This is a genomic window from Rhizobium sp. 10N427, assembly GCF_056394605.1.
In genome coordinates this window covers 17,637-38,104 of sequence record NZ_JBFTID010000028.1, presented here as the reverse complement: position 1 = coordinate 38,104, position 20,468 = coordinate 17,637, and the positions used below count along the sequence as shown (strand labels likewise).

Genomic DNA, 20,468 nt, shown 5'->3' with positions numbered 1-20,468 from the left:
GCAAGCCCCGACTCTGCATGGAAAGCTGTGGCAATTCGGCAGGTCCGAAGCCTATGGACGCCGATAGTTCAGCGCCTAAATCAATATCCGTGAAGGATAGTGTTTGAATGGCCGCTATCGCGCGCGGGACCGCCCCATGAAAACTGCAGCGCTTGCTTTCGGATTTTGGCTACTGGCCGCCGTACCGCCTGGTCTGACGGCTCAGGCGGACCAGTTGGTGCGATTTGACAGTGCCGCCGTTAAGCCAAGCCCGTTCCTCGCCCGCAAGATAAAAGACGAAGGCATCAGTCTTCCGCAATCCCAGGCCACGCACTTGCTGGGCCATCTAAGCCGGCCGCCGGGAGACGGTCCATTTCCGGCCGTCGTCGTCATGCATGGCTGCGGCGGCATCCATCCGAACACTAGGACCTATTGGCCACAGCGACTGACCTCATGGGGCTACGCCGTCCTTGTCGTCGACAGCTTCACGACCCGCAATATCGACAACACCTGTCAACGCTATCTGCCGGATCGTGTCTTCGATGCCTATGGCGCGCTCGATTATCTGGCCACTTTGCCGTTCGTCGATGCCGGGCATGTCGCGCTGCTGGGGTTTTCCGCTGGTGGGATCGCGGCGCTGGAGGCCACGAAAGTCGAGGGCAACGAACAGCTTATGGACCGTAAATTCAAGGCAGCGGTCGGCTACTACCCGGACTGCGCACCTCATGCCGGCGATGCGACGGTACCGACCTTGATCCTGAACGGCGATGTCGACGATTGGAGCCCGGTCGAACGCTGCCGGCAGAGGATTTCACATCTCAGCGGCAAAGGCCCTCCCATCGAACTCGATGTCTATCCTGGTGCCTATCACGCATTCGATGCACCCGATGTCGCAACGCCGAAGATGATGCTCGGCCATAGGGAGGAATACGATGCCCCCGCCGCCGAACAGTCCTTCGCGCGGGTGAAAGACTTCCTGCAGCAATATCTGCAGAACTGAATGCAGCCCGCCACCACAAACGAAAACAGCCGGGCTTTGCAGCCCGGCTGTTTTGTTTCCGGAAAACCGGAATGACTTATGCGGCTTCTGCAGCAGCAGCTTCTGCTTCGACGCGGGCCTTGTCGGCTGCGCCCTTGGCAGAGGTGTCGCGATCAACGAATTCGACGACGGCGAGAGCGGCGTTGTCGCCCTGGCGGAAGCCTGCCTTCATGATACGCAGGTAGCCGCCGTTGCGGGTGGCGTAGCGCGTAGCAATCGCGTCGAACAGTTTCGAAACGACGGCGGTGTCGCGGATCTGCGAGATCGCCTGACGGCGAGCGTGCAGGTCGCCGCGCTTGCCGAGGGTGACGAGCTTTTCAACGATCGGACGGATTTCCTTTGCCTTCGGCAGGGTGGTCACGATCTGCTCATGCAGGATGAGCGAAGCCGCCATGTTGGCAAACATTGCCTTGCGGTGGCTGGCAGTTCTATTCAGCTTGCGGCCGGCTTTTGCGTGGCGCATTGCTATTCTCCTTTGATGCAGGGCTCTTCGCTTCTAGCGGGCCTGCCGTTTCCTGGCACATACAGGCGATCTGCCTGCTGTTTGACTGGGAAAGGCAGCCTCAGAGCCTGCCTTTTTGGTTCTTAATACTGGTCTTCGTAACGCTTTGCGAGATCTTCGATGTTCTCGGGCGGCCACGCCGGCACTTCCATGCCGAGGTGCAGGCCCATGGAAGCGAGAACTTCCTTGATTTCGTTCAGCGACTTGCGACCAAAGTTCGGGGTGCGGAGCATTTCTGCTTCGGTCTTCTGAATGAGGTCGCCGATGTAGACGATATTGTCGTTCTTCAGGCAGTTTGCCGAGCGAACGGACAGTTCGAGTTCGTCTACCTTCTTCAGGAGCGCCGGGTTGAAAGCCAGTTCGGTGACGGCTTCTTCCTCGGTTTCCTTCTGCGGCTCGTCGAAGTTGACGAACACGCCAAGCTGATCCTGGAGGATGCGAGCCGCGAAAGCGACTGCGTCTTCACCGGAGATCGAGCCATCGGTTTCGATGGTCATGTTCAGCTTGTCGTAGTCGAGAACCTGTCCTTCGCGGGTATTTTCAACCTTGTAGGACACCTTCTTGACCGGCGAATACAGGCTGTCGACCGGGATGAGACCGATCGGAGCATCTTCCGCACGATTGCGTTCGGCCGGAACGTAGCCCTTGCCGTTGTTGACGGTGAATTCCATACGGATTTCGGCGCCCTCGTCGAGCGTGCAGATCACATGCTCGGGGTTGAGGATTTCGATATCGCCGACCGTCTGGATGTCGCCAGCCGTTACAACGCCCGGGCCCTGCTTGCGCACGACCATACGCTTTGCGTCGTCGCCATCCATCTTGATGGCGATTTCCTTGATGTTGAGCACGATGTCCGTAACGTCTTCGCGGACGCCCGGGATCGAGGAGAATTCATGCAGCACGCCATCGATCTGCACTGCCGTCACTGCAGCACCGCGCAGCGAGGAGAGCAGAACGCGGCGAAGCGCGTTGCCGAGGGTGAGGCCGAAACCGCGCTCCAGCGGCTCTGCTACGAGCGTCGCCTTGGTGCGCGAGCTCGAAGAGAACTCGACCTTGTTCGGCTTGATCAGTTCCTGCCAGTTCTTCTGAATCATATCTTTGCCTTCCGTTCGTTGCCACCATCCAATCGTGGCAACCGAGCTTGAGAAGCGCCGGGAGCGCGACTGCGCTCACCGGCGTTGTGAGTGGCGATGATCAGACGCGGCGCTTCTTGCGCGGACGGCAGCCATTGTGCGGGATCGGGGTCACGTCGCGGATGGACGTGATCATGAAACCGGCAGCCTGGAGCGCGCGCAGAGCGGATTCACGGCCGGAACCCGGGCCGCAAACTTCGACTTCCAGCGACTTCATGCCATGTTCCTGAGCCTTCTTGGCGCAGTCTTCAGCAGCGATCTGGGCAGCGAACGGGGTCGACTTGCGCGAGCCCTTGAAGCCCTTGGCACCAGCGGACGACCAGGCAATCGCGTTGCCCTGTGCGTCGGTGATGGTGATCATCGTGTTGTTGAAGGTCGAGTTGACGTGCGCCACGCCCGACGAGATGTTTTTACGTTCGCGACGGCGAACGCGTACGGCTTCCTTGGCCATTCTTATCCCTTTCTTGGATATCGTCACCGCCGTAATGCCAGCGGCTCCACCGGAGTGATACCCGACAGGCACCGCTCCAAACTCAAAAGAGGCCGGCGGACCGCCAGCCTCCCCTTCCCGGTTTCCCGGAAATTACTTCTTCTTACCAGCGATCGCCTTTGCCGGACCCTTGCGGGTGCGAGCATTGGTGTGCGTGCGCTGACCGCGGACCGGAAGGCCGCGACGATGACGAAGGCCGCGGTAGCAGCCGAGGTCCATCAGGCGCTTGATGTTCATCGCGGTGTCGCGACGAAGATCACCTTCTACCTGATAATCGCGGTCGATGGTTTCGCGGATCTGGAGCACTTCGGAGTCCGTCAGCTGATGGACGCGCTTGTCGGCCGGAAGACCGACCTTCTCCATGATTTCCTTAGCAAACTTCGGACCAATCCCGTGAATGTAGGTCAACGCGATAATCACGCGCTTCGCAGTCGGGATGTTGACGCCAGCGATACGTGCCACGCCTGTTCTCCTTGCATTCCTGTTGCCATCCGGCAAGAGGGCTTCGTTATGCCGCCCTCCGTAGGGCCGCTCGTTCATATTTGGGGTTCGTACATGTCAAAACGACCGAACCCGGACTTCCTTGGGAAATCCGCGCCGATCGCATCAAATGTCGCGAGTTGGCGCGGTGTTTAACGGAATCAGTGCTGAAAGGCAACCGCTCCCGCCAAGTTTATTTTCGAAGACCTAGAGCTTCGAAAGAATGGCGTCGATCTCCGCAGTCACGTGATCGATATCCGCCATTCCATCCACCACCTTCAGCTTACCCTTTGCATGGTAATAGCCGATCAGCGGCGACGTTTCCTTGTAGTAGGCTGCCAGGCGGGTCACCACGGTCTCGCGGTTATCGTCCGGGCGGCGCTTGAAGTGAGTCGAACCGCAGCGGTCGCAGACCCCCTCCACCTTCGGCTTCACGTTGGTGTCGTGATAGCCGGCACCGCAGTTGGCGCAGGTGTAACGGCCGGAGACGCGATCAGCGAGGATCTTGTCGTCGACTTCAATCTCAATGACGGCCGAGAGCTCGATCCCCTTGCCCTTCAGCATCACCTCGGTGGCATCCGCCTGCACGAGCGTGCGCGGGAAGCCGTCGAGGATGAAGCCGTTGGCACAATCGGGAGCATCGAGACGCTCGGAGACGATGGCATTGACGATCTCGTCGGAAACAAGCTTGCCGGCGTCCATGACAGCCTTTGCCCGCTTGCCTACCTCCGTGCCGGCCTGAACGGCTGCACGGAGCATGTCACCGGTGGAGAGCTGCGGAATGCCGTGCTTCTCCACGATCCGCTGGGCCTGGGTCCCCTTACCCGCGCCCGGCGGCCCCAAAAGTATGAGTCTCATCGCCCCCTCTTTCCTCCACGCAACTTCGATTTCTTGATCAGGCCTTCGTACTGCTGTGCAATCAGGTGACCCTGAATCTGCGCAACCGTATCAAGAGTTACGCTAACCACGATCAAAAGCGAAGTCCCACCGAGGGATAATGGGATGCCGGTTTGCGACACCAGGATCTCGGGCAGGATGCAGACGAACACGAGGTAGATTGCGCCGATGACCGTGATTCGGGTCAGGACGTAATCGATATATTCGGCGGTACGCTCACCTGGACGGATGCCCGGGATGAAGCCGCCATGCTTCTTGAGATTGTCGGCCGTGTCCTTCGGATTGAAGACGATGGCCGTATAGAAGAACGCGAAGAAGGCAATCAGCGCGCCGTAGAGCAGCATGTAGAGCGGCTGGCCGTGGCCGAGCGCGGCTACGATCGACGTCGCCCAGGACGGCAGAGCCGTGGTGTTGGCAAAGCCAGCGAGCGTTGCCGGCAGCAGCAGCAGCGACGAGGAGAAGATCGCCGGAATGACGCCCGAGGTGTTGAGCTTCAGCGGCAGGTGCGACGTGTCGCCCTGGAACATGCGGTTGCCGACCTGGCGCTTCGGATACTGGATCAGAAGGCGGCGCTGGGCGCGTTCCACGAAGACGATGACGGCGATGACACCGATGGCGATCAGGATGACGGCGAGAATCAGCGTCGTCGACAGAGCGCCGGTGCGGCCGAGCTCGAGGGTACCGGCCAGTGCGGTCGGAAGACCTGCGGCGATACCGGCGAAGATGATCAGCGAAATACCGTTGCCGATGCCGCGCGAGGTGATCTGCTCACCGAGCCACATCAGGAACATAGTGCCGCCGAGCAGCGTGATGACGGTCGAAATCTTGAAGAACCAGCCCGGATCGACAACGAGACCGTTGCCGCTCTGGAGGCCGACCGCAATACCATAGGCCTGCAGCGTGCCGAGCAGCACCGTGCCGTAGCGGGTGTACTGGTTGATGATCTTGCGGCCCTGCTCGCCTTCCTTCTTCAGATTCTCGAGCGCCGGCACGACCGAGGTCATGAGCTGCACGATGATCGAAGCGGAGATGTAGGGCATGATGCCGAGCGCGAAGATCGCCATGCGCTGTACGGCGCCGCCCGAGAACATGTTGAAGAGGCCGAGAATGCCGCCTGCCTGGCCGCGGAAGGCCTGGGCGTAGGCTTCAGGGTTCAGGCCCGGAAGCGGGATGTGCGTACCCAGGCGATAGACGAGGAGAGCTGCCAGTGTGAACCACAGGCGCTTCTTGAGATCCTCAGCTTTGGCGAAGGTCGAAAAATTAAGATTGGAAGCCAACTGTTCCGCTGCAGAAGCCATGCGATTCTCCGCGCTACCCATTCCAGCCCTTCGCGAAGTGGCCGGACCCGGAAAAGGTATGTCAATATTCAAAAGCCGGGCTTCGGACGGATTGCTGGCGCAACCATTGCCTCACCCTTGATTTCGTCGGAAACCGGCACGCCGCGGGGGTGCAACGATACAGGTTTTGTGAGGCCCAAATATGGGAGCAAAATCGCCCGGTGTGAAGCACCCCGGGCGACATATCATAAGATTATTATTCTGCCGCTGCGGCAGAAAGAAGCGTGATGGAACCGCCAGCCTTTTCGATCTTCTCGACAGCAGACTTGGAAGCGCCTGCAACTTCGATCTTGACCTTGGCCTTGAGTTCGCCGCCGGACAGGACGCGAACGCCGTCCTTGGCACGGCGGATGACGCCAGCAGCCTTCAGGGCAGCTGCGTCAACGGTCTGCTTGGCGTCGAGCTTGCCGGCATCGACGGCAGCCTGGATGCGCTCAAGCGACACGACAACGTAGTCGGCCTTGAAGATGTTGTTGAAGCCGCGCTTCGGCAGACGACGGTAGATTGGCATCTGACCGCCTTCGAAGCCGTTGATGGCAACGCCCGAACGGGACTTCTGGCCCTTGACGCCGCGACCACCGGTCTTGCCCGAGCCCGAGCCGATACCGCGTCCGAGACGCTTACGGCTGTGAGTCGAACCTTCGTTGTCCTTGATTTCGTTCAGTTTCATGATCGTATCCCCTGCTTACTTCTCGTCGACGATGCGAACGAGATGCTGCACAGCGCGGATCATGCCACGGACGGAAGGGGTATCTTCCAGCGTGCGGCGGCGGTGCATCTTGTTGAGGCCCAGACCGATCAGCGTGCGCTGCTGAACGTCAGGACGGCGGATTGGGCTGCCGATCTGCTCGACGGTAACCGTCTTTGCTTCGGTCTTCTTGGTAGCCTTGGCCATGGGTCAGACTCCTCTTATTCTTCAGAGGCGTTGCCGGAGGCGGCACGGCGAGCCTGAAGCGTAGCATACTTGATGCCGCGCTGAGCTGCGATGTCCTTCGGGTGAACCTGGTGCTTCAGAGCGTCGAAGGTAGCGCGAACCATGTTGTATGGGTTCGAGGAACCGGTCGACTTGGCGACAACGTCGTGAACGCCGAGCGTTTCGAAAACGGCGCGCATCGGACCACCGGCGATGATACCGGTACCGACCTTGGCCGAGCGCAGCAGAACCTTGCCGGCGCCGTGGCGGCCGTGAACGTCGTGATGCAGCGTACGGCCTTCGCGCAGCGGCACGAAGATCAGCTCGCGCTTGGCGGCTTCCGTGGCCTTGCGGATCGCTTCCGGCACTTCGCGTGCCTTGCCGTGACCAAAGCCTACGCGGCCCTTCTGGTCACCGACGACGACGAGAGCGGCAAAACCGAAACGGCGGCCACCCTTGACGACCTTGGCGACGCGGTTGATCGCGACCAGCTTGTCGACGAATTCGCTATCGCGCTCTTCGCGGCTCTGACGGTCATCCCGCGAGCCTCTTCTTTCCTGTGCCATTGTCCTTTTCCTTTTTCTTTTCCGGGTGCAACGGGCAAACAAAACGAGGACCGCATCAGCCTCCCATCAGGGAGCGTTTGCGGTCCGGTGAGATCCGGCCGGCGCTTCGCAGCGTCCGGCCGGAAACTTTATTAGAAGGACAGACCGCCTTCGCGGGCTGCGTCTGCCAGGGCCTTAATACGGCCGTGGTAGATGAAGGCGCCACGGTCGAATACGACCTCGCTGACGCCTGCCTTCGTTGCGCGCTCTGCAACGAGCTTGCCGACGAGGGCAGCTGCTGCGGTATCGGCACCGGTCTTCAGAGAACCGCGCAGATCCTTATCGAGAGTCGAGGCAGACGCGAGCGTCTTGCCTGCAACATCGTCGATGACCTGAACGTAGATGTTCTTCGAGGAGCGATGAACCGACAGGCGCGGACGGCCATTGGCCACCGACTTGAGATGACGGCGCACGCGGTTGGCACGACGTGCAAGTGCTTCTTTCCTGCTAGCCATTTCGCGTGATCCTTACTTCTTCTTGCCTTCTTTGCGGATGATCCGCTCTTCGGCATACTTGACGCCCTTGCCCTTGTAAGGCTCAGGACCGCGGTATTCGCGGATTTCTGCGGCAACCTGGCCGACCTGCTGCTTGTTGATACCGGTGACGACGATTTCCGTCGGCTTCGGCACAGCGATCGTGATGCCCTGCGGCGGCTCATAAACCACGTCGTGGCTGAAACCGAGCGCCAGCTGCAGGTTCTTGCCCTGAAGCGATGCGCGGTAACCGACACCGTTGATTTCGAGCTTGCGCTCGAAGCCGTCCTTGACGCCCTTGAAGATGTTTTCGATCATCGTGCGGGACATGCCCCACTTCGAACGAGCATCCTTCGACTGCGTGAGCGGCGTTACGACAACCGCGTTGTTTTCGAGCTTGATGCCGACTTCGTCGTTTGCGACGAAGAACAGCTCGCCCTTCGGGCCCTTTGCAGTAACCTTCTGGCCTTCGACCGTAGCCGTGATCCCAGCAGGTACCTGAACGGGCTTCTTACCGATACGAGACATGTTTCAATCCTGTCTGTTCGCTATGGAGATCCTTGCTCAATCTTAGAAGACCGAGCAAAGAACCTCGCCACCAACGTTCTGTTCGCGAGCCTGGTGATCGGCCATCACACCCTTCGGAGTCGAAAGGATGGTGATGCCGAGGCCGTTCGCGACCTGCGGAATGGACTTGACCGAGACATAAACCCGGCGGCCCGGCTTGGACACGCGGCCGATCTCACGGATCACCGATGTGCCTTCGTAGTACTTCAGCTCGATGCTGAGTTCCGACTTGCCATTGCCGAAATCGACAACGGAATAGCCACGGATGTAGCCTTCGGACTGCAGAACATCGAGAACGCGTGCACGGAGCTTCGAAGCAGGCGTCGATACCGACGACTTGCGGCGGGAAGCGCCGTTACGGATGCGAGTGAGCATATCGCCCAACGGATCAGTCATTGTCATCTAACCTGCTCCTTACCAGCTGGACTTGACGATGCCCGGCACCTTGCCGAGATTGCCGAGTTCACGCAGCGCGATACGCGACATGCGCAGTTTGCGGTAGTATGCGCGCGGACGGCCCGATACTTCACAACGGTTGCGAATACGGGTCTTCGATCCATCGCGCGGCAGGGATGCCAGCTTGATCGAGGCCTTGAACCGCTCTTCGATCGGAAGAGACTGGTTCATGATGATCGCCTTCAGAGCTGCACGCTTTGCAGCCTGATTTGCGACCGTAGTACGGCGGCGCTTGTTCTTTTCAACTGCGCTGGTCTTCGCCATGTCAGGTTCCTTTTCTACGCTCGTCGTTACGGTTACTGACGGAACGGGAAGCTGAACTCTGTGAGCAGAGCGCGTGCTTCGTCGTCCTTCGTTGCCGTCGTGCAAACGATGATGTCCATGCCCCACATCTGATCAACCTTATCGTAGTTGATCTCAGGGAACACAATGTGCTCCTTGATGCCCATGGCAAAGTTGCCACGGCCGTCAAAGCTCTTCGGGTTCAGGCCGCGGAAGTCGCGAACGCGCGGAAGCGCGATGTTCACGAGACGGTCCAGGAACTCGTACATGCGGGCGCCGCGGAGAGTAACCTTCGCGCCGATCGGCATCTGTTCGCGGACCTTGAAGCCAGCGATGGAGTTACGCGCACGGGTGATGACCGGCTTCTGACCAGCGATAGCGGCCAGGTCGGCAGCGGCAACAGTCGGCTTCTTCGAATCAGCCGTTGCTTCACCAACACCCATGTTGATTACGATCTTGTCGAGCTTCGGGATCATCATCTCGTTGGCGTAGGAGAACTTCTCCTGCATGGCCGCACGGATGCGCTCGACATATTCCTTCTTGAGCCGTGGCTCGTACTTTGCCTCAGCCATCAGATCACCTCACCGGAACGCTTAGCTACACGGACCTTCTTGCCGTCAACAACCTTGAAACCAACGCGGGTCGGCTTGCCGTCCTTGTCGATGATGGAAAGGTTGGACAGGTGAACCGAAGCTTCCTTGTTGATGATGCCGGCTTCCTGGGTCTGCGTCTGGCGCTGATGGCGCTTTACGACGTTGACGCCGCGGACAACGGCACGATCTTCCTTGGGCAGGACCTGGAGGACTTCGCCAGTACGGCCCTTGTCCTTGCCTGCGAGCATGACGACCTTGTCGCCCTTACGAATCTTCTGCATCGGTCTCGCTCCTTACAGTACTTCAGGAGCCAGCGAGATGATCTTCATGTGGTTCTTGGCGCGAAGTTCGCGCGGAACCGGTCCGAAGATACGGGTGCCGATCGGCTCTTTTTTGTTGTCGATGAGGACTGCTGCATTGGTGTCGAAGCGGATGATGCTGCCATCAACACGACGGATTTCCTTGGCGGTGCGAACGACAACCGCCTTCATCACGTCACCCTTCTTCACGCGGCCGCGCGGGATCGCTTCCTTGATCGAAACGACGATAACGTCGCCGATCGAGGCATACTTGCGCTTCGAGCCGCCCAGCACCTTGATGCACATGACACGACGTGCGCCGGAATTATCCGCCACGTCGAGGTTTGTTTGCATCTGAATCATATCAGGTCGCCTTTTTGGTTTACCGGAATGGTTGGGCTCTCGCCCCCTACCCCGGCTTATGAAAATTGTCAGCCGGCCGCTTGCCACAAGGACAGGCGAAAACACGGCAATAGCTTGAATAGCGCGGGATCGATCGTGCCAGGGTGGTTTCCCAACGGGACCTTCCGTGCGCTCAAAGCAAAAGAACGCCCGGCTTTCGAGCGTTCTGACGCTGCTTCATACAGATATTTCCGCGAGGCGCAAGGCCTCGCCGAAAATTCTTACTTAGCCTGGGCGGAAATGACCGTCCAACGCTTGTCCTTGGAGATCGGCGCGCATTCCTCGATGGAAACGGTATCGCCGATCTTATACTGGTTGTTTTCGTCGTGGGCCTTGTACTTCTTGGAACGACGAACGGTCTTCTGGAGCAGCGGGTGAGCGAAACGGCGCTCGACGCGGACTACCACAGTCTTCTCGTTCTTGTCGCCAACGACGACGCCCTGCAGAATGCGCTTCGGCATGATTTTTTCCTTTACGCCTTTGCTTCTGCCGCCTTCTGGCGGGCAATGGTTTTCACGCGGGCGATATCCTTGCGGACTTCGTCGATACGCGAGGACTTTTCGAGCTGGCCGGTTGCCTTCTGGAAGCGCAGGTTGAACTGCTCCTTCTTCAGGTCGGCGAGCTTGTCCTTGAGCTGATCGGCCGTGAGGCCGCGGACTTCTTCGGCTTTCATCTGCCTCTCCTTACTCTGCAATGCGCTGTACGAAGCGCGTCTTGACCGAGAGCTTGGCAGAGCCGAGGCGAAGTGCCTCGCGGGCGATCTCTTCGCTGACGCCGTCGATCTCGAACATCATACGGCCGGGCTTGACCTTGCATGCCCAGTATTCAACGGAGCCCTTACCCTTACCCATACGGACTTCGGTCGGCTTTGCGGTTACCGGAACATCCGGGAACACGCGGATCCACACACGGCCGGCACGCTTCATGTAGCGCGTGATCGCGCGGCGGGCCGCTTCGATCTCACGTGCGTTGACGCGGTTTGGCTCCTGAGCCTTAAGGCCGAATTCACCAAAGGCGAGATCAGACCCACCCTTGGCGACGCCCTTGATGCGGCCCTTGAATTGCTTGCGGTACTTGGTACGCTTTGGCTGCAACATTTTCTTATTCTCCGAACTTCTTAGCCACCAACGCTATCAAGCGTTGTCGCGGCGACGATCGCGATCACGGCTAGCCGGACCCTGAGCATCACCCTCGAGTGCGCGGCGCTCGGAGGCCATCGGATCGTGCTCAAGGATTTCGCCCTTGAAGATCCAAACCTTGATGCCGCAGATACCGAAAGCGGTTTCCGCTTCGGCTGTGCCATAGTCGATGTCCGCACGCAGCGTGTGGAGCGGAACGCGACCTTCGCGATACCATTCCGTACGAGCGATTTCGGCACCGCCGAGACGGCCTGCGCAGGTGATCTTGATGCCTTCGGCGCCAAGACGCATGGCAGACTGAACAGCGCGCTTCATGGCGCGGCGGAAAGCCACGCGACGCTCGAGCTGCTGGGCGATCGACTGGGCAACCAGCGTTGCGTCGACTTCCGGCTTGCGAACTTCAACAATGTTGAGGTGCGTTTCGGAGTTCGTCATGTCCGACAGCTTTTTGCGGAGCTTGTCGATGTCTGCACCCTTCTTGCCGATGATCAGACCCGGGCGAGCCGAGTGGATCGTGACGCGGCACTTCTTGTGCGGACGCTCGATGACGACCTTGGCGATACCAGCCTGCTTCAGTTCGCTCATGACGAACTTACGCATCTTCAGGTCTTCATGCAGCAGCTGACCGTATTCGGCATTGTCCGCGAACCAGCGGCTATCCCAGGTACGGTTGATGCCAAGACGGAAACCGATTGGATTGATTTTCTGACCCATTATGCGGCCTCCTCTTGTGCCTGCACTTCGCGCACGACGATCGTCAGGTGCGCGAACGGCTTCTCGACGCGAGATGCACGGCCGCGGCCACGAGCGTGGAAGCGCTTCATGACAATCGACTTGCCAACGTAGGCTTCTGCTACGACCAGCGAGTCAACGTCGAGATCGTGGTTGTTCTCGGCGTTTGCGATCGCAGATTCGAGCGTCTTCTTGACGGCGCCCGAAATGCGCTTGCGCGAAAATTCCAGCTCAGCGAGTGCACGCTCGACCTTCATGCCGCGGATAAGAGCGGCCACCAGGTTGAGCTTCTGTGGGCTGACGCGGAGCGTGCGGGCGACTGCTTGCGCCTCGTTGTCCTTCAGCCGGCGTTCGGCTTTTGCCTTGCCCATCGTTACTTCCTCTTTGCCTTCTTGTCCGCGCCGTGACCGTAGTAGGTCCGCGTCGGAGAGAATTCACCGAACTTGTGACCGACCATGTCTTCGTTGACGCTGACCGGTACATGCTTGCTGCCGTTGTAGACGCCGAAGGTGAGACCGACGAACTGCGGCAGGATCGTGGAGCGACGGCTCCAGATCTTGATTACTTCTGCACGTCCGCCTTCACGAACCTTCTCAGCCTTCTTGAGAAGATAGCCGTCAACGAACGGACCTTTCCATACTGAACGAGCCATTGGAGACTTCCTCTCTTACTTCTTACGCTGATGACGCGAGCGCATGATCATCTTGTCGGTCGACTTGTTCGACCGGGTGCGTTTGCCCTTGGTCGGCTTGCCCCACGGAGTAACCGGGTGACGGCCACCAGAGGTGCGGCCTTCACCACCGCCGTGCGGGTGGTCGACCGGGTTCATGACGACACCGCGGTTATGCGGACGCTTGCCGCGCCACACCGTACGACCGGCCTTGCCGTCGTTGATGTTGCCGTGGTCAGGGTTCGAAACCGCACCGATCGTCGCCAGGCAAGAGCCGTGAACGAGACGCTGTTCGCCAGAGTTCAGACGAAGGATCGCCATGCCTGCATCGCGGCCGACCAGCTGGGCGTAGCCGCCAGCCGAACGGGCGATCTGACCACCCTTGCCCGGCTTCATTTCCACGTTGTGGATGATGGAGCCGACCGGGATGTACTGCAGCGGCATTGCGTTGCCGGGCTTTACGTCGACAGCCTTTTCAGAAGCGATGACCTTGTCGCCGGCAGCGAGACGCTGCGGAGCGATGATGTAGGCCTGTTCGCCATCTGCGTAAGCGATGAGCGCGATAAAAGCCGTACGGTTCGGGTCATACTCGATACGCTGAACCGTGCCTTCAACTTCAAACTTGCGGCGCTTGAAGTCGATCAGACGGTAGGTACGCTTGTGACCGCCGCCGATGAAGCGGGCAGTGATACGGCCGAGGTTGTTACGGCCACCGCTCTTCGTCAGACCTTCCGTCAGCGCCTTGACCGGCTTGCCCTTGTAGAGCGAGGAGCGGTCGACGATGACCAGCTGACGCTGGCTCGGGGTGATAGGATTGAATGTTTTCAATGCCATGTTTTTATTCCTCAGAGACCGGTGGAGACGTCGATCGTCTGGCCTTCAGCCAGCGTTACGACAGCCTTCTTCACGTCCTGCTGCTTGCCGGCAAAACCGCGGAAACGCTTGGTCTTGCCCTTGCGGAGCAGCGTGTTGACGGCCGTGACCTTGACGCCGAAGAGCGCCTCGACTGCAGCCTTGATTTCCGGCTTCGACGCCTTCTTGGCGACATTGAAAACAACCTGGTTGTTCTCAGATACCAGAGTGGACTTTTCGGTGATCGACGGCGAGACGATCACATCATAGTGGCGAAGATCGGTCACTTGAAACGCTCCTCTAGAGCTTCAACGGCAGCCTTGGAAAGCACGAGCTTGCCGCGGCGGACGATGTCATAAACGTTGATGCCCTGGATCGGGAGAACATCGATGTTCGGGATGTTCTGGGCAGCGAGCTTGAAGTTGCCGTCGAGCTCAGCACCACCGATGAAGAGCGCGTTGGTCAGACCGAGCGTCTCGAAGGTAGCGGCCAGAGCCTTGGTCTTTGCTTCAGCAGCAACGAGGTTGTCGATGATGATGACATCATCGGACTTCAGCTTTGCCGACAGGGCTAGACGCAGGCCGAGAGCGCGAACCTTCTTCGGAAGGTCGTGTTCGTGGCTGCGGGCAACCGGGCCGTGAGCCTTACCACCGCCGCGGAACTGCGGAGCACGAGCCGAATGGTGACGAGCGCGGCCCGTACCCTTCTGCTTGTACATCTTGGCGCCGGTGCGCCAAACGTCGGCGCGGCCCTTGGCCTGGTGAGTGCCCTGCTGCTTCTTGGCAAGCTGCCAGCGGATAACGCGGGCAAGAATGTCTTCACGGGGCTCGAGGCCGAAAATCGCGTCAGAAAGAGAAACCTTCCCTGCGTCTTTTCCCTCGAGGGTCTTGACGTTGAATTCCATTGGTCCGGCTCCCTTACTTCGCTGCCGACTTGACGGCATCGCGCACGATGATCCAGGCACCCTTGGAACCGGGTACTGCACCCTTGATCAGGATCAGACCGCGATCTTCATCGGTCGAAACCACTTCCAGGTTCTGAGTCGTAACGCGCGTCTGGCCCATGTGACCAGCCATCTTCTTGTTCTTGAAAACCTTGCCCGGATCCTGGCGCGAGCCCGTCGAACCGTGCGAACGGTGCGAAACCGACACACCGTGCGTGGCGCGGAGACCGCCGAAGCCGTGGCGCTTCATGGCGCCGGCAAAGCCCTTACCGATCGTGGTACCCGTCACATCGACGAGCTGACCGGCTGCGAAGTGACCAGCCTTGATTTCGGTGCCAACTTCGAGGAGCTGATCTTCCGAAACGCGGAATTCCTGGAGCTTCGCCTTCGGCTCAACGTTGGCAACTGCGAAGTTGCCGCGCATGGCCTTGGAGGTATTCTTGACCTTGGCCGTGCCAGCACCAAGCTGGACAGCGACGTAGCCATTCTTTTCGACAGTACGCGTAGCGACGACCTGGCAGCCTTCCATACGCAGTACGGTAACTGGAACATGCTCACCAGCGTCGTTGTAGACGCGTGTCATGCCCACCTTCTGTGCAATCACACCTGAACGCATCGGTTCAATCCTTCCAAATCCGCTCGAGCAGGGCTCAGAGCTTGATCTCAACATCGACACCGGCGGCGAGATCGAGCTTCATCAGCGCGTCTACCGTCTGCGGGGTCGGATCTACGATGTCGAGGAGGCGCTTATGCGTGCGCATCTCGAACTGCTCGCGGCTCTTCTTGTCGATGTGTGGGGACCGGTTAACCGTAAACTTCTCGATGCGAGTCGGAAGCGGAACGGGGCCCCGGACGCTTGCGCCGGTGCGCTTCGCCGTCGACACAATCTCGCGCGTGGAAGCATCGAGAATTCGGTGATCGAACGCCTTCAGGCGAATGCGGATATTTTGGCCGTTCATTCGACATTATCCTTGTGTTCTGTTTTTCGCGCGCCTTTCTCAAGACGCGTTTTTTGTTTTCGCTAAGGCGGACCAGCGAAGCGCAGCTTTTCTTCCATCGCGATCGGAACGATCAGCTCGACAACAACGGTGACGTTGTCGCCCGGCATAACCATTTCCGTGCCTTCCGGAAGCGAAACGATACCGGTCACGTCAGTCGTACGGAAGTAGAACTGCGGGCGGTAGTTGGTGAAGAACGGCGTATGACGGCCGCCTTCTTCCTTCGTCAGGATGTAGGCTTCGGCATTGAACTTCTTGTGCGGCTTGACAGAACCCGGCTTGCACAGGATCTGACCACGCTCGACGCCGTCACGGTTAACACCGCGAACGAGAGCGCCGATGTTGTCGCCTGCCTGGCCCTGATCGAGCAGCTTGCGGAACATTTCAACGCCGGTAACCGTCGTCTTCGAGGTGGCGCGGATGCCGACGATTTCGACTTCTTCGCCAACCTTGACGATACCACGCTCGACGCGGCCGGTCACAACCGTACCACGGCCCGAGATCGAGAACACGTCTTCGATCGGCATCAGGAACGGCAGGTTGATCGGACGCTCAGGCGTCGGGATGTAGGCGTCGACCTGAGCCATCAGCTCGCGGATCGCGTCTTCGCCGATCTTCTTGTCAGAGTCTTCGAGAGCGGCCAGAGCCGAACCCTTGACAACCGGAATGTCGTCGCCCGGGAAGTCGTAGGACGACAGAAGTTCGCGAACTTCGAGCTCGACGAGTTCGAGAAGCTCRGCGTCGTCAACCTGGTCRACCTTGTTGAGGAACACGACGATTGCCGGAACGCCAACCTGGCGGGCGAGCAGGATGTGCTCGCGGGTCTGCGGCATCGGGCCGTCAGCWGCCGAGCAAACCAGGATCGCGCCGTCCATCTGTGCGGCACCGGTGATCATGTTCTTGACGTAGTCGGCGTGGCCGGGGCAGTCAACGTGCGCATAGTGGCGGTTCGGCGTTTCATATTCGACGTGTGCCGTCGAAATGGTGATGCCGCGTGCCTTTTCTTCCGGAGCAGCGTCGATCTGGTCATACGCCTTGAACTCGCCGAAATACTTCGTGATCGCTGCCGTCAGAGACGTCTTGCCGTGGTCAACGTGGCCGATCGTGCCGATGTTTACGTGCGGCTTGTTGCGCTCAAACTTACTCTTTGCCATTTCCGGCTCTCCATTCTTCTAAGGCCCGAAGGCGCTAATTCTTGTTATCGGACAATTGGTATTCCGGTCACTTCTGACCGGAATACTTTGCCTGGATTTCAGTTGCGACGTTCGACGGGACCGGCGCGTAGTGATCGAAGGTCATCGTGTACTGAGCACGGCCCTGCGACATGGAGCGCAGGTTATCAACGTACTTGAACATGTTCGCCAGCGGAACGTTGGCCGCGATGACGATCGCGATGCCGCGCTGCTCCTGACCCTGGATCTGACCACGGCGGGAGTTGAGGTCGCCGATAACGTCACCGACGTAGTCCTCAGGCGTTACAACTTCGACCTTCATCATCGGCTCGAGGAGCTGAGCGCCGGCCTTCTTGGCTGCTTCACGGAAGCAGGCGCGGGAAGCGATTTCGAACGCCAGGACCGACGAGTCGACGTCGTGGAAGGCACCGTCGATGAGCGTCGCCTTGACGCCGAGCATCGGGAAGCCAGCCAGCGGGCCAGACGACAGAACGCTTTCGATACCCTTCTGAACGCCCGGGATGTATTCCTTCGGAACAGCACCGCCGACGATTTTGGATTCGAACTTGAAGTCGTCGCCTTCTTCGTTCGGTTCGAAGACGATCTTGACGCGCGCGAACTGACCGGTACCACCGGACTGCTTCTTGTGCGTGTAGTCTTCTTCGTGCTTCTTCGTGATGGTTTCACGGTAGGCAACCTGCGGCGCACCGACAGTTGCTTCGACCTTGAATTCACGACGCATGCGATCGACCAGAATGTCGAGGTGAAGTTCACCCATCCCGGCGATGATCGTCTGGCCGGATTCCTGGTCGGTCTTGACGCGGAAGGACGGATCTTCAGCAGCCAGGCGGTTGAGCGCGAGGCCCATCTTTTCCTGGTCGCCCTTGGTCTTCGGCTCGATCGCGATCTGGATGACCGGCTCCGGGAATTCCATGCGCTCGAGGATAACCGGCTTCAGCGGATCGCAGAGCGTATCGCCAGTGGTGGTTTCCTTGAGGCCGGCAAGAGCAACGATGTCGCCTGCAAAGGCCTCTTCGATGTCTTCACGGGAGTTCGAATGCATCTGCAGCATGCGGCCGACGCGCTCGCGCTTGTCCTTGACCGTGTTCATGACCGACGCGCCCTTTTCGAGCTTGCCGGAGTAGATGCGAGCGAAGGTGAGCGAACCGACGAAGGGGTCGTTCATGATCTTGAACGCAAGCATGGAAAGCGGCTCGGAGTCGTCAGCGTGACGCTCGATATCGGCTTCCGTCTTGAAGTCGATGCCCTTGATGGCAGGGATGTCCATCGGCGACGGCAGATAATCGACAACAGCGTCGAGCAGCGGCTGAACGCCCTTGTTCTTGAATGCGGTGCCGCAGAACATCGGGTGGAACTTGACGTCGATCGTGCCGCGGCGAACCAGGGCGCGGATCTTGTCGTTGTCGGGCATGTCGCCGTTCAGGTAAGCTTCCATCGCTTCTTCGTCGATCTCGACAACGGTCTCGATCAGCTTTTCGCGATATTCTTCAGCCTTGGCCTTCAGGTCCTCAGGGATTTCGACGACGTCCCACTGTGCGCCGAGYGATTCGTCGCGCCAGATGAGTGCGTTCATCTCGATCAGATCGACAACGCCCTTGAATTCGGATTCTGCACCGATCGGCAGCTGCATGACAACAGCCGTTGCGCCGAGGCGGGTCTTGATCATCTCGACCGAACGGTAGAAGTCCGCACCGGTCTTGTCCATCTTGTTGCAGAAGATCATGCGCGGAACGTTGTACTTCTCAGCCTGACGCCAGACGGTTTCCGTCTGCGGCTCTACGCCGGCGTTGGCATCGAGAAGAGCGACCGCACCGTCGAGCACGCGCAGCGAACGCTCGACTTCAATAGTGAAGTCGACGTGGCCGGGAGTGTCGATGATGTTGAAGCGGCGCATCTTGCCGTCACGGCCCTTCCAGAAGGTCGTGGTCGCAGCAGAGGTGATCGTGATGCCACGCTCCTGCTCCTGCTCCATCCAGTCCATCGTGGCTGCGCCGTCGTGCACTTCGCCGATCTTGTGCGACTTGCCGGTGTAGTAAAGGATACGCTCGGTCGTCGTCGTCTTGCCGGCGTCGATGTGCGCCATGATACCGAAATTACGGTAGTCTTCGATTTTATATTCGCGAGCCATAGTGGACTGCCTTTCGATACCGTTCGGGATTACCAGCGATAATGCGAGAACGCACGGTTGGCGTCAGCCATCTTGTGCGTGTCTTCGCGCTTCTTGACCGCGGAACCACGGTTGTTGGATGCATCGAGAAGCTCGCCCGACAGACGGTCGACCATGGTCGTTTCGTTGCGCTTGCGCGCAGCGGTAATCAGCCAGCGGATAGCAAGGGCCTGACGGCGCTCAGGGCGGACATCAACCGGAACCTGATAGGTCGCACCACCGACGCGGCGCGAACGGACTTCGACGTGCGGGGCAATGTTGTCGAGGGCGGCATGGAAAACAACCAGCGGCTCCTGCTTGGACTTGCCCTGTACGGAGTCAAATGCGCCGTAAACGATGCTTTCAGCAACGGACTTCTTACCATCGAGCATGATGGCATTCATGAACTTCGTGACGACCAAATCGCCGAACTTCGGGTCCGGGTTGATCTCGCGCTTTTCTGCTCTGTGACGTCTGGACATAACTTCTCGTCTCTTAACTGTTAAGGCGCTCTACCACGCGGAGAACCTCGCGCAGCGCCGGAAAAACAAAACCCGAATTACTTCGGACGCTTCGCACCGTACTTGGAACGGCGCTGCTTGCGGTTCTTGACACCCTGGGTATCGAGAACGCCGCGGATGATGTGGTAACGAACGCCCGGCAAGTCCTTGACGCGGCCGCCACGGATCATGACGACGGAGTGTTCCTGCAGGTTGTGACCTTCGCCCGGAATATAGCCGATGACTTCGAAGCCATTGGTCAGGCGGATCTTGGCAACCTTACGCAGAGCCGAGTTCGGCTTCTTCGGGGTCGTCGTGTAGACGCGGGTGCAAACACCACGCTTCTGCGGGTTTTCCTGCAGAGCAGGAACCTTGTTACGCTTTACGTTCGGCTGGCGCGGCTTGCGGATCAGCTGGTTTACGGTAGGCATTCAACCATCCCTTACGTTTAACTGTACCCTTTCGGGCGTAAAATCACGCCGTCTCCGGCAAGATCACACGCTTGTCTCAATGCGCAAAACGTGGCCCGATCCGCTTTCACGGATGGACCACAGAGGGCAGAGGACGCAAAAGACATGCGTCATGCGTGCGGGCATCATATCTTCAACGTGCGTTTCGAACCTTGTTTGAGGTGAACTCCAGGGCAAGGCGCCCCAGAAAGCCATGCCTCACATGGGTTCCGATGGCGCGGGTACTACTGGTTTCCCTCACCTACGTCAAGGCCGGTTAAGAAATAATCTTCCCGCGAATGCCTTGAAATGCCGGGCCTACGCCCTGTTTGCAAGGGTTCCGGACGTTTTTGCGGCGGCCCTTAAAGTTCAACTTGGGGCTTGCCGGAAAAGCGGTTA

At 59.1% G+C, this 20,468-nt stretch carries 32 protein-coding genes; 1 reads left to right on the top strand and 31 read right to left on the bottom strand.

The window, feature by feature from the left end; all coding sequences use genetic code 11:
• Positions 1 to 136: 136 nt before the first annotated feature.
• Positions 137 to 979, top strand: coding sequence for a dienelactone hydrolase family protein (locus AC1DIJ_RS30435; protein WP_112388156.1), 843 nt, complete (start codon positions 137 to 139; stop codon positions 977 to 979).
• A gap of 76 nt (positions 980 to 1,055) precedes the next feature.
• Here AC1DIJ_RS30435 and rplQ read toward each other — a convergent pair whose 3' ends face one another.
• From rplQ to rpsL, 31 genes are all read right to left on the bottom strand, one after another.
• Positions 1,056 to 1,481, bottom strand: a complete 426-nt coding sequence (gene rplQ, locus AC1DIJ_RS30430; RefSeq protein ID WP_112387894.1) for a 50S ribosomal protein L17 — start codon at positions 1,479 to 1,481, stop codon at positions 1,056 to 1,058.
• A gap of 122 nt (positions 1,482 to 1,603) precedes the next feature.
• Positions 1,604 to 2,614 carry a DNA-directed RNA polymerase subunit alpha gene (locus AC1DIJ_RS30425; protein ID WP_112387893.1) on the bottom strand — a complete coding sequence of 337 codons (1,011 nt, stop codon included), beginning with the start codon at positions 2,612 to 2,614 and terminating at the stop codon, positions 1,604 to 1,606.
• A 100-nt stretch (positions 2,615 to 2,714) separates the two neighbouring features.
• Positions 2,715 to 3,104, bottom strand: a complete 390-nt coding sequence (rpsK, locus tag AC1DIJ_RS30420; RefSeq protein ID WP_003547577.1) for a 30S ribosomal protein S11 — start codon at positions 3,102 to 3,104, stop codon at positions 2,715 to 2,717.
• Between the two features lie 132 nt (positions 3,105 to 3,236).
• Positions 3,237 to 3,605, bottom strand: a complete 369-nt coding sequence (gene rpsM / locus AC1DIJ_RS30415) for a 30S ribosomal protein S13 (RefSeq protein ID WP_112387892.1) — start codon at positions 3,603 to 3,605, stop codon at positions 3,237 to 3,239.
• A 225-nt stretch (positions 3,606 to 3,830) separates the two neighbouring features.
• Entirely contained in the window at positions 3,831 to 4,481 is a 651-nt protein-coding gene (locus AC1DIJ_RS30410) for an adenylate kinase (RefSeq protein WP_112387891.1), read from the bottom strand.
• Positions 4,478 to 5,818 (bottom strand): preprotein translocase subunit SecY, encoded by a 1,341-nt coding sequence (gene secY / locus AC1DIJ_RS30405; protein WP_112387890.1) that lies wholly within the window; start codon positions 5,816 to 5,818, stop codon positions 4,478 to 4,480. The genes AC1DIJ_RS30410 and secY overlap by 4 nt, the downstream gene beginning before the upstream one ends.
• Positions 5,819 to 6,053: 235 nt before the next feature.
• Complete coding sequence (rplO, locus tag AC1DIJ_RS30400) at positions 6,054 to 6,527, bottom strand: 50S ribosomal protein L15 (protein WP_112387889.1); 474 nt, start codon at positions 6,525 to 6,527, stop codon at positions 6,054 to 6,056.
• A 15-nt stretch (positions 6,528 to 6,542) separates the two neighbouring features.
• A complete protein-coding gene (gene rpmD, locus AC1DIJ_RS30395; protein ID WP_016553562.1) occupies positions 6,543 to 6,752 on the bottom strand; it encodes a 50S ribosomal protein L30 in 210 nt (69 codons plus the stop codon).
• A gap of 14 nt (positions 6,753 to 6,766) precedes the next feature.
• The gene (rpsE, locus tag AC1DIJ_RS30390) at positions 6,767 to 7,336 is read right to left on the bottom strand and encodes a 30S ribosomal protein S5 (protein ID WP_027509270.1); all 570 of its coding nucleotides are present in this window, start codon (positions 7,334 to 7,336) and stop codon (positions 6,767 to 6,769) included.
• A 131-nt stretch (positions 7,337 to 7,467) separates the two neighbouring features.
• A complete protein-coding gene (gene rplR / locus AC1DIJ_RS30385; protein WP_112387888.1) occupies positions 7,468 to 7,830 on the bottom strand; it encodes a 50S ribosomal protein L18 in 363 nt (120 codons plus the stop codon).
• Between the two features lie 12 nt (positions 7,831 to 7,842).
• Positions 7,843 to 8,376, bottom strand: a complete 534-nt coding sequence (gene rplF / locus AC1DIJ_RS30380; RefSeq protein WP_112387887.1) for a 50S ribosomal protein L6 — start codon at positions 8,374 to 8,376, stop codon at positions 7,843 to 7,845.
• A 42-nt stretch (positions 8,377 to 8,418) separates the two neighbouring features.
• Complete coding sequence (gene rpsH, locus AC1DIJ_RS30375; RefSeq protein ID WP_022718381.1) at positions 8,419 to 8,817, bottom strand: 30S ribosomal protein S8; 399 nt, start codon at positions 8,815 to 8,817, stop codon at positions 8,419 to 8,421.
• A gap of 12 nt (positions 8,818 to 8,829) precedes the next feature.
• Entirely contained in the window at positions 8,830 to 9,135 is a 306-nt protein-coding gene (rpsN, locus tag AC1DIJ_RS30370; RefSeq protein ID WP_074067600.1) for a 30S ribosomal protein S14, read from the bottom strand.
• A gap of 32 nt (positions 9,136 to 9,167) precedes the next feature.
• Positions 9,168 to 9,725 carry a 50S ribosomal protein L5 gene (rplE, locus tag AC1DIJ_RS30365; RefSeq protein ID WP_112387886.1) on the bottom strand — a complete coding sequence of 186 codons (558 nt, stop codon included), beginning with the start codon at positions 9,723 to 9,725 and terminating at the stop codon, positions 9,168 to 9,170.
• Positions 9,725 to 10,027, bottom strand: a complete 303-nt coding sequence (gene rplX / locus AC1DIJ_RS30360) for a 50S ribosomal protein L24 (RefSeq protein ID WP_112387885.1) — start codon at positions 10,025 to 10,027, stop codon at positions 9,725 to 9,727. The genes rplE and rplX overlap by 1 nt, the downstream gene beginning before the upstream one ends.
• Positions 10,028 to 10,039: 12 nt before the next feature.
• Positions 10,040 to 10,408, bottom strand: coding sequence for a 50S ribosomal protein L14 (gene rplN / locus AC1DIJ_RS30355; protein WP_018900268.1), 369 nt, complete (start codon positions 10,406 to 10,408; stop codon positions 10,040 to 10,042).
• Positions 10,409 to 10,668: 260 nt separating this feature from the next.
• Entirely contained in the window at positions 10,669 to 10,908 is a 240-nt protein-coding gene (gene rpsQ, locus AC1DIJ_RS30350) for a 30S ribosomal protein S17 (RefSeq protein WP_112387884.1), read from the bottom strand.
• Positions 10,909 to 10,919: 11 nt separating this feature from the next.
• Positions 10,920 to 11,120, bottom strand: coding sequence for a 50S ribosomal protein L29 (gene rpmC / locus AC1DIJ_RS30345; protein ID WP_007812871.1), 201 nt, complete (start codon positions 11,118 to 11,120; stop codon positions 10,920 to 10,922).
• A gap of 10 nt (positions 11,121 to 11,130) precedes the next feature.
• Entirely contained in the window at positions 11,131 to 11,544 is a 414-nt protein-coding gene (gene rplP / locus AC1DIJ_RS30340; protein ID WP_003573792.1) for a 50S ribosomal protein L16, read from the bottom strand.
• A gap of 36 nt (positions 11,545 to 11,580) precedes the next feature.
• Positions 11,581 to 12,300, bottom strand: coding sequence for a 30S ribosomal protein S3 (rpsC, locus tag AC1DIJ_RS30335; RefSeq protein WP_018857109.1), 720 nt, complete (start codon positions 12,298 to 12,300; stop codon positions 11,581 to 11,583).
• Positions 12,300 to 12,689, bottom strand: a complete 390-nt coding sequence (rplV, locus tag AC1DIJ_RS30330; RefSeq protein WP_112387883.1) for a 50S ribosomal protein L22 — start codon at positions 12,687 to 12,689, stop codon at positions 12,300 to 12,302. The genes rpsC and rplV overlap by 1 nt, the downstream gene beginning before the upstream one ends.
• Before the next feature lie 2 nt (positions 12,690 to 12,691).
• Positions 12,692 to 12,970, bottom strand: a complete 279-nt coding sequence (gene rpsS / locus AC1DIJ_RS30325) for a 30S ribosomal protein S19 (RefSeq protein ID WP_007531666.1) — start codon at positions 12,968 to 12,970, stop codon at positions 12,692 to 12,694.
• A 15-nt stretch (positions 12,971 to 12,985) separates the two neighbouring features.
• Positions 12,986 to 13,822, bottom strand: a complete 837-nt coding sequence (gene rplB, locus AC1DIJ_RS30320) for a 50S ribosomal protein L2 (RefSeq protein ID WP_112387882.1) — start codon at positions 13,820 to 13,822, stop codon at positions 12,986 to 12,988.
• Positions 13,823 to 13,833: 11 nt separating this feature from the next.
• On the bottom strand, positions 13,834 to 14,127 hold the full coding sequence (locus AC1DIJ_RS30315; protein ID WP_112387881.1) for a 50S ribosomal protein L23: 294 nt from the start codon (positions 14,125 to 14,127) through the stop codon (positions 13,834 to 13,836).
• Positions 14,124 to 14,744: a 50S ribosomal protein L4 gene (gene rplD, locus AC1DIJ_RS30310; RefSeq protein ID WP_112387880.1), complete on the bottom strand. Its 621-nt coding sequence runs from the start codon at positions 14,742 to 14,744 to the stop codon at positions 14,124 to 14,126. The genes AC1DIJ_RS30315 and rplD overlap by 4 nt, the downstream gene beginning before the upstream one ends.
• 13 nt (positions 14,745 to 14,757) lie before the next feature.
• On the bottom strand, positions 14,758 to 15,399 hold the full coding sequence (gene rplC, locus AC1DIJ_RS30305) for a 50S ribosomal protein L3 (RefSeq protein ID WP_112387879.1): 642 nt from the start codon (positions 15,397 to 15,399) through the stop codon (positions 14,758 to 14,760).
• A gap of 34 nt (positions 15,400 to 15,433) precedes the next feature.
• Positions 15,434 to 15,742, bottom strand: coding sequence for a 30S ribosomal protein S10 (gene rpsJ / locus AC1DIJ_RS30300; RefSeq protein ID WP_003547547.1), 309 nt, complete (start codon positions 15,740 to 15,742; stop codon positions 15,434 to 15,436).
• A gap of 62 nt (positions 15,743 to 15,804) precedes the next feature.
• Positions 15,805 to 16,935 (bottom strand): elongation factor Tu, encoded by a 1,131-nt coding sequence (gene tuf, locus AC1DIJ_RS30295; RefSeq protein WP_477831753.1) that lies wholly within the window; start codon positions 16,933 to 16,935, stop codon positions 15,805 to 15,807.
• Positions 16,936 to 17,002: 67 nt separating this feature from the next.
• Positions 17,003 to 19,102 carry an elongation factor G gene (gene fusA / locus AC1DIJ_RS30290; protein ID WP_112390804.1) on the bottom strand — a complete coding sequence of 700 codons (2,100 nt, stop codon included), beginning with the start codon at positions 19,100 to 19,102 and terminating at the stop codon, positions 17,003 to 17,005.
• A 29-nt stretch (positions 19,103 to 19,131) separates the two neighbouring features.
• The gene (gene rpsG / locus AC1DIJ_RS30285; RefSeq protein ID WP_112390805.1) at positions 19,132 to 19,602 is read right to left on the bottom strand and encodes a 30S ribosomal protein S7; all 471 of its coding nucleotides are present in this window, start codon (positions 19,600 to 19,602) and stop codon (positions 19,132 to 19,134) included.
• A 77-nt stretch (positions 19,603 to 19,679) separates the two neighbouring features.
• The gene (gene rpsL, locus AC1DIJ_RS30280) at positions 19,680 to 20,051 is read right to left on the bottom strand and encodes a 30S ribosomal protein S12 (RefSeq protein ID WP_018902683.1); all 372 of its coding nucleotides are present in this window, start codon (positions 20,049 to 20,051) and stop codon (positions 19,680 to 19,682) included.
• Positions 20,052 to 20,468 lie beyond the last annotated feature (417 nt).

Excerpts from the sequence above, each read along its gene's own strand:
- AC1DIJ_RS30435 (WP_112388156.1), top strand. The coding sequence starts at position 137 with ATGAAAACTGCAGCGCTTGCTTTCGGATTTTGGCTACTGGCCGCCGTA.
- rplQ (WP_112387894.1), bottom strand. The coding sequence starts at position 1,481 with ATGCGCCACGCAAAAGCCGGCCGCAAGCTGAATAGAACTGCCAGCCAC.
- AC1DIJ_RS30425 (WP_112387893.1), bottom strand. The coding sequence starts at position 2,614 with ATGATTCAGAAGAACTGGCAGGAACTGATCAAGCCGAACAAGGTCGAG.
- rpsK (WP_003547577.1), bottom strand. The coding sequence starts at position 3,104 with ATGGCCAAGGAAGCCGTACGCGTTCGCCGTCGCGAACGTAAAAACATC.
- AC1DIJ_RS30410 (WP_112387891.1), bottom strand. The coding sequence starts at position 4,481 with ATGAGACTCATACTTTTGGGGCCGCCGGGCGCGGGTAAGGGGACCCAG.
- secY (WP_112387890.1), bottom strand. The coding sequence starts at position 5,818 with ATGGCTTCTGCAGCGGAACAGTTGGCTTCCAATCTTAATTTTTCGACC.
- rplO (WP_112387889.1), bottom strand. The coding sequence starts at position 6,527 with ATGAAACTGAACGAAATCAAGGACAACGAAGGTTCGACTCACAGCCGT.
- rpmD (WP_016553562.1), bottom strand. The coding sequence starts at position 6,752 with ATGGCCAAGGCTACCAAGAAGACCGAAGCAAAGACGGTTACCGTCGAG.
- rpsE (WP_027509270.1), bottom strand. The coding sequence starts at position 7,336 with ATGGCACAGGAAAGAAGAGGCTCGCGGGATGACCGTCAGAGCCGCGAA.
- rplR (WP_112387888.1), bottom strand. The coding sequence starts at position 7,830 with ATGGCTAGCAGGAAAGAAGCACTTGCACGTCGTGCCAACCGCGTGCGC.
- rplF (WP_112387887.1), bottom strand. The coding sequence starts at position 8,376 with ATGTCTCGTATCGGTAAGAAGCCCGTTCAGGTACCTGCTGGGATCACG.
- rpsH (WP_022718381.1), bottom strand. The coding sequence starts at position 8,817 with ATGACAATGACTGATCCGTTGGGCGATATGCTCACTCGCATCCGTAAC.
- rpsN (WP_074067600.1), bottom strand. The coding sequence starts at position 9,135 with ATGGCGAAGACCAGCGCAGTTGAAAAGAACAAGCGCCGCCGTACTACG.
- rplE (WP_112387886.1), bottom strand. The coding sequence starts at position 9,725 with ATGGCTGAGGCAAAGTACGAGCCACGGCTCAAGAAGGAATATGTCGAG.
- rplX (WP_112387885.1), bottom strand. The coding sequence starts at position 10,027 with ATGCAGAAGATTCGTAAGGGCGACAAGGTCGTCATGCTCGCAGGCAAG.
- rplN (WP_018900268.1), bottom strand. The coding sequence starts at position 10,408 with ATGATTCAGATGCAAACAAACCTCGACGTGGCGGATAATTCCGGCGCA.
- rpsQ (WP_112387884.1), bottom strand. The coding sequence starts at position 10,908 with ATGCCGAAGCGCATTCTGCAGGGCGTCGTCGTTGGCGACAAGAACGAG.
- rpmC (WP_007812871.1), bottom strand. The coding sequence starts at position 11,120 with ATGAAAGCCGAAGAAGTCCGCGGCCTCACGGCCGATCAGCTCAAGGAC.
- rplP (WP_003573792.1), bottom strand. The coding sequence starts at position 11,544 with ATGTTGCAGCCAAAGCGTACCAAGTACCGCAAGCAATTCAAGGGCCGC.
- rpsC (WP_018857109.1), bottom strand. The coding sequence starts at position 12,300 with ATGGGTCAGAAAATCAATCCAATCGGTTTCCGTCTTGGCATCAACCGT.
- rplV (WP_112387883.1), bottom strand. The coding sequence starts at position 12,689 with ATGGGCAAGGCAAAAGCCGAACGCCGGCTGAAGGACAACGAGGCGCAA.
- rpsS (WP_007531666.1), bottom strand. The coding sequence starts at position 12,970 with ATGGCTCGTTCAGTATGGAAAGGTCCGTTCGTTGACGGCTATCTTCTC.
- rplB (WP_112387882.1), bottom strand. The coding sequence starts at position 13,822 with ATGGCATTGAAAACATTCAATCCTATCACCCCGAGCCAGCGTCAGCTG.
- rplD (WP_112387880.1), bottom strand. The coding sequence starts at position 14,744 with ATGGAATTCAACGTCAAGACCCTCGAGGGAAAAGACGCAGGGAAGGTT.
- rplC (WP_112387879.1), bottom strand. The coding sequence starts at position 15,399 with ATGCGTTCAGGTGTGATTGCACAGAAGGTGGGCATGACACGCGTCTAC.
- rpsJ (WP_003547547.1), bottom strand. The coding sequence starts at position 15,742 with ATGAACGGCCAAAATATCCGCATTCGCCTGAAGGCGTTCGATCACCGA.
- rpsG (WP_112390805.1), bottom strand. The coding sequence starts at position 19,602 with ATGTCCAGACGTCACAGAGCAGAAAAGCGCGAGATCAACCCGGACCCG.
- rpsL (WP_018902683.1), bottom strand. The coding sequence starts at position 20,051 with ATGCCTACCGTAAACCAGCTGATCCGCAAGCCGCGCCAGCCGAACGTA.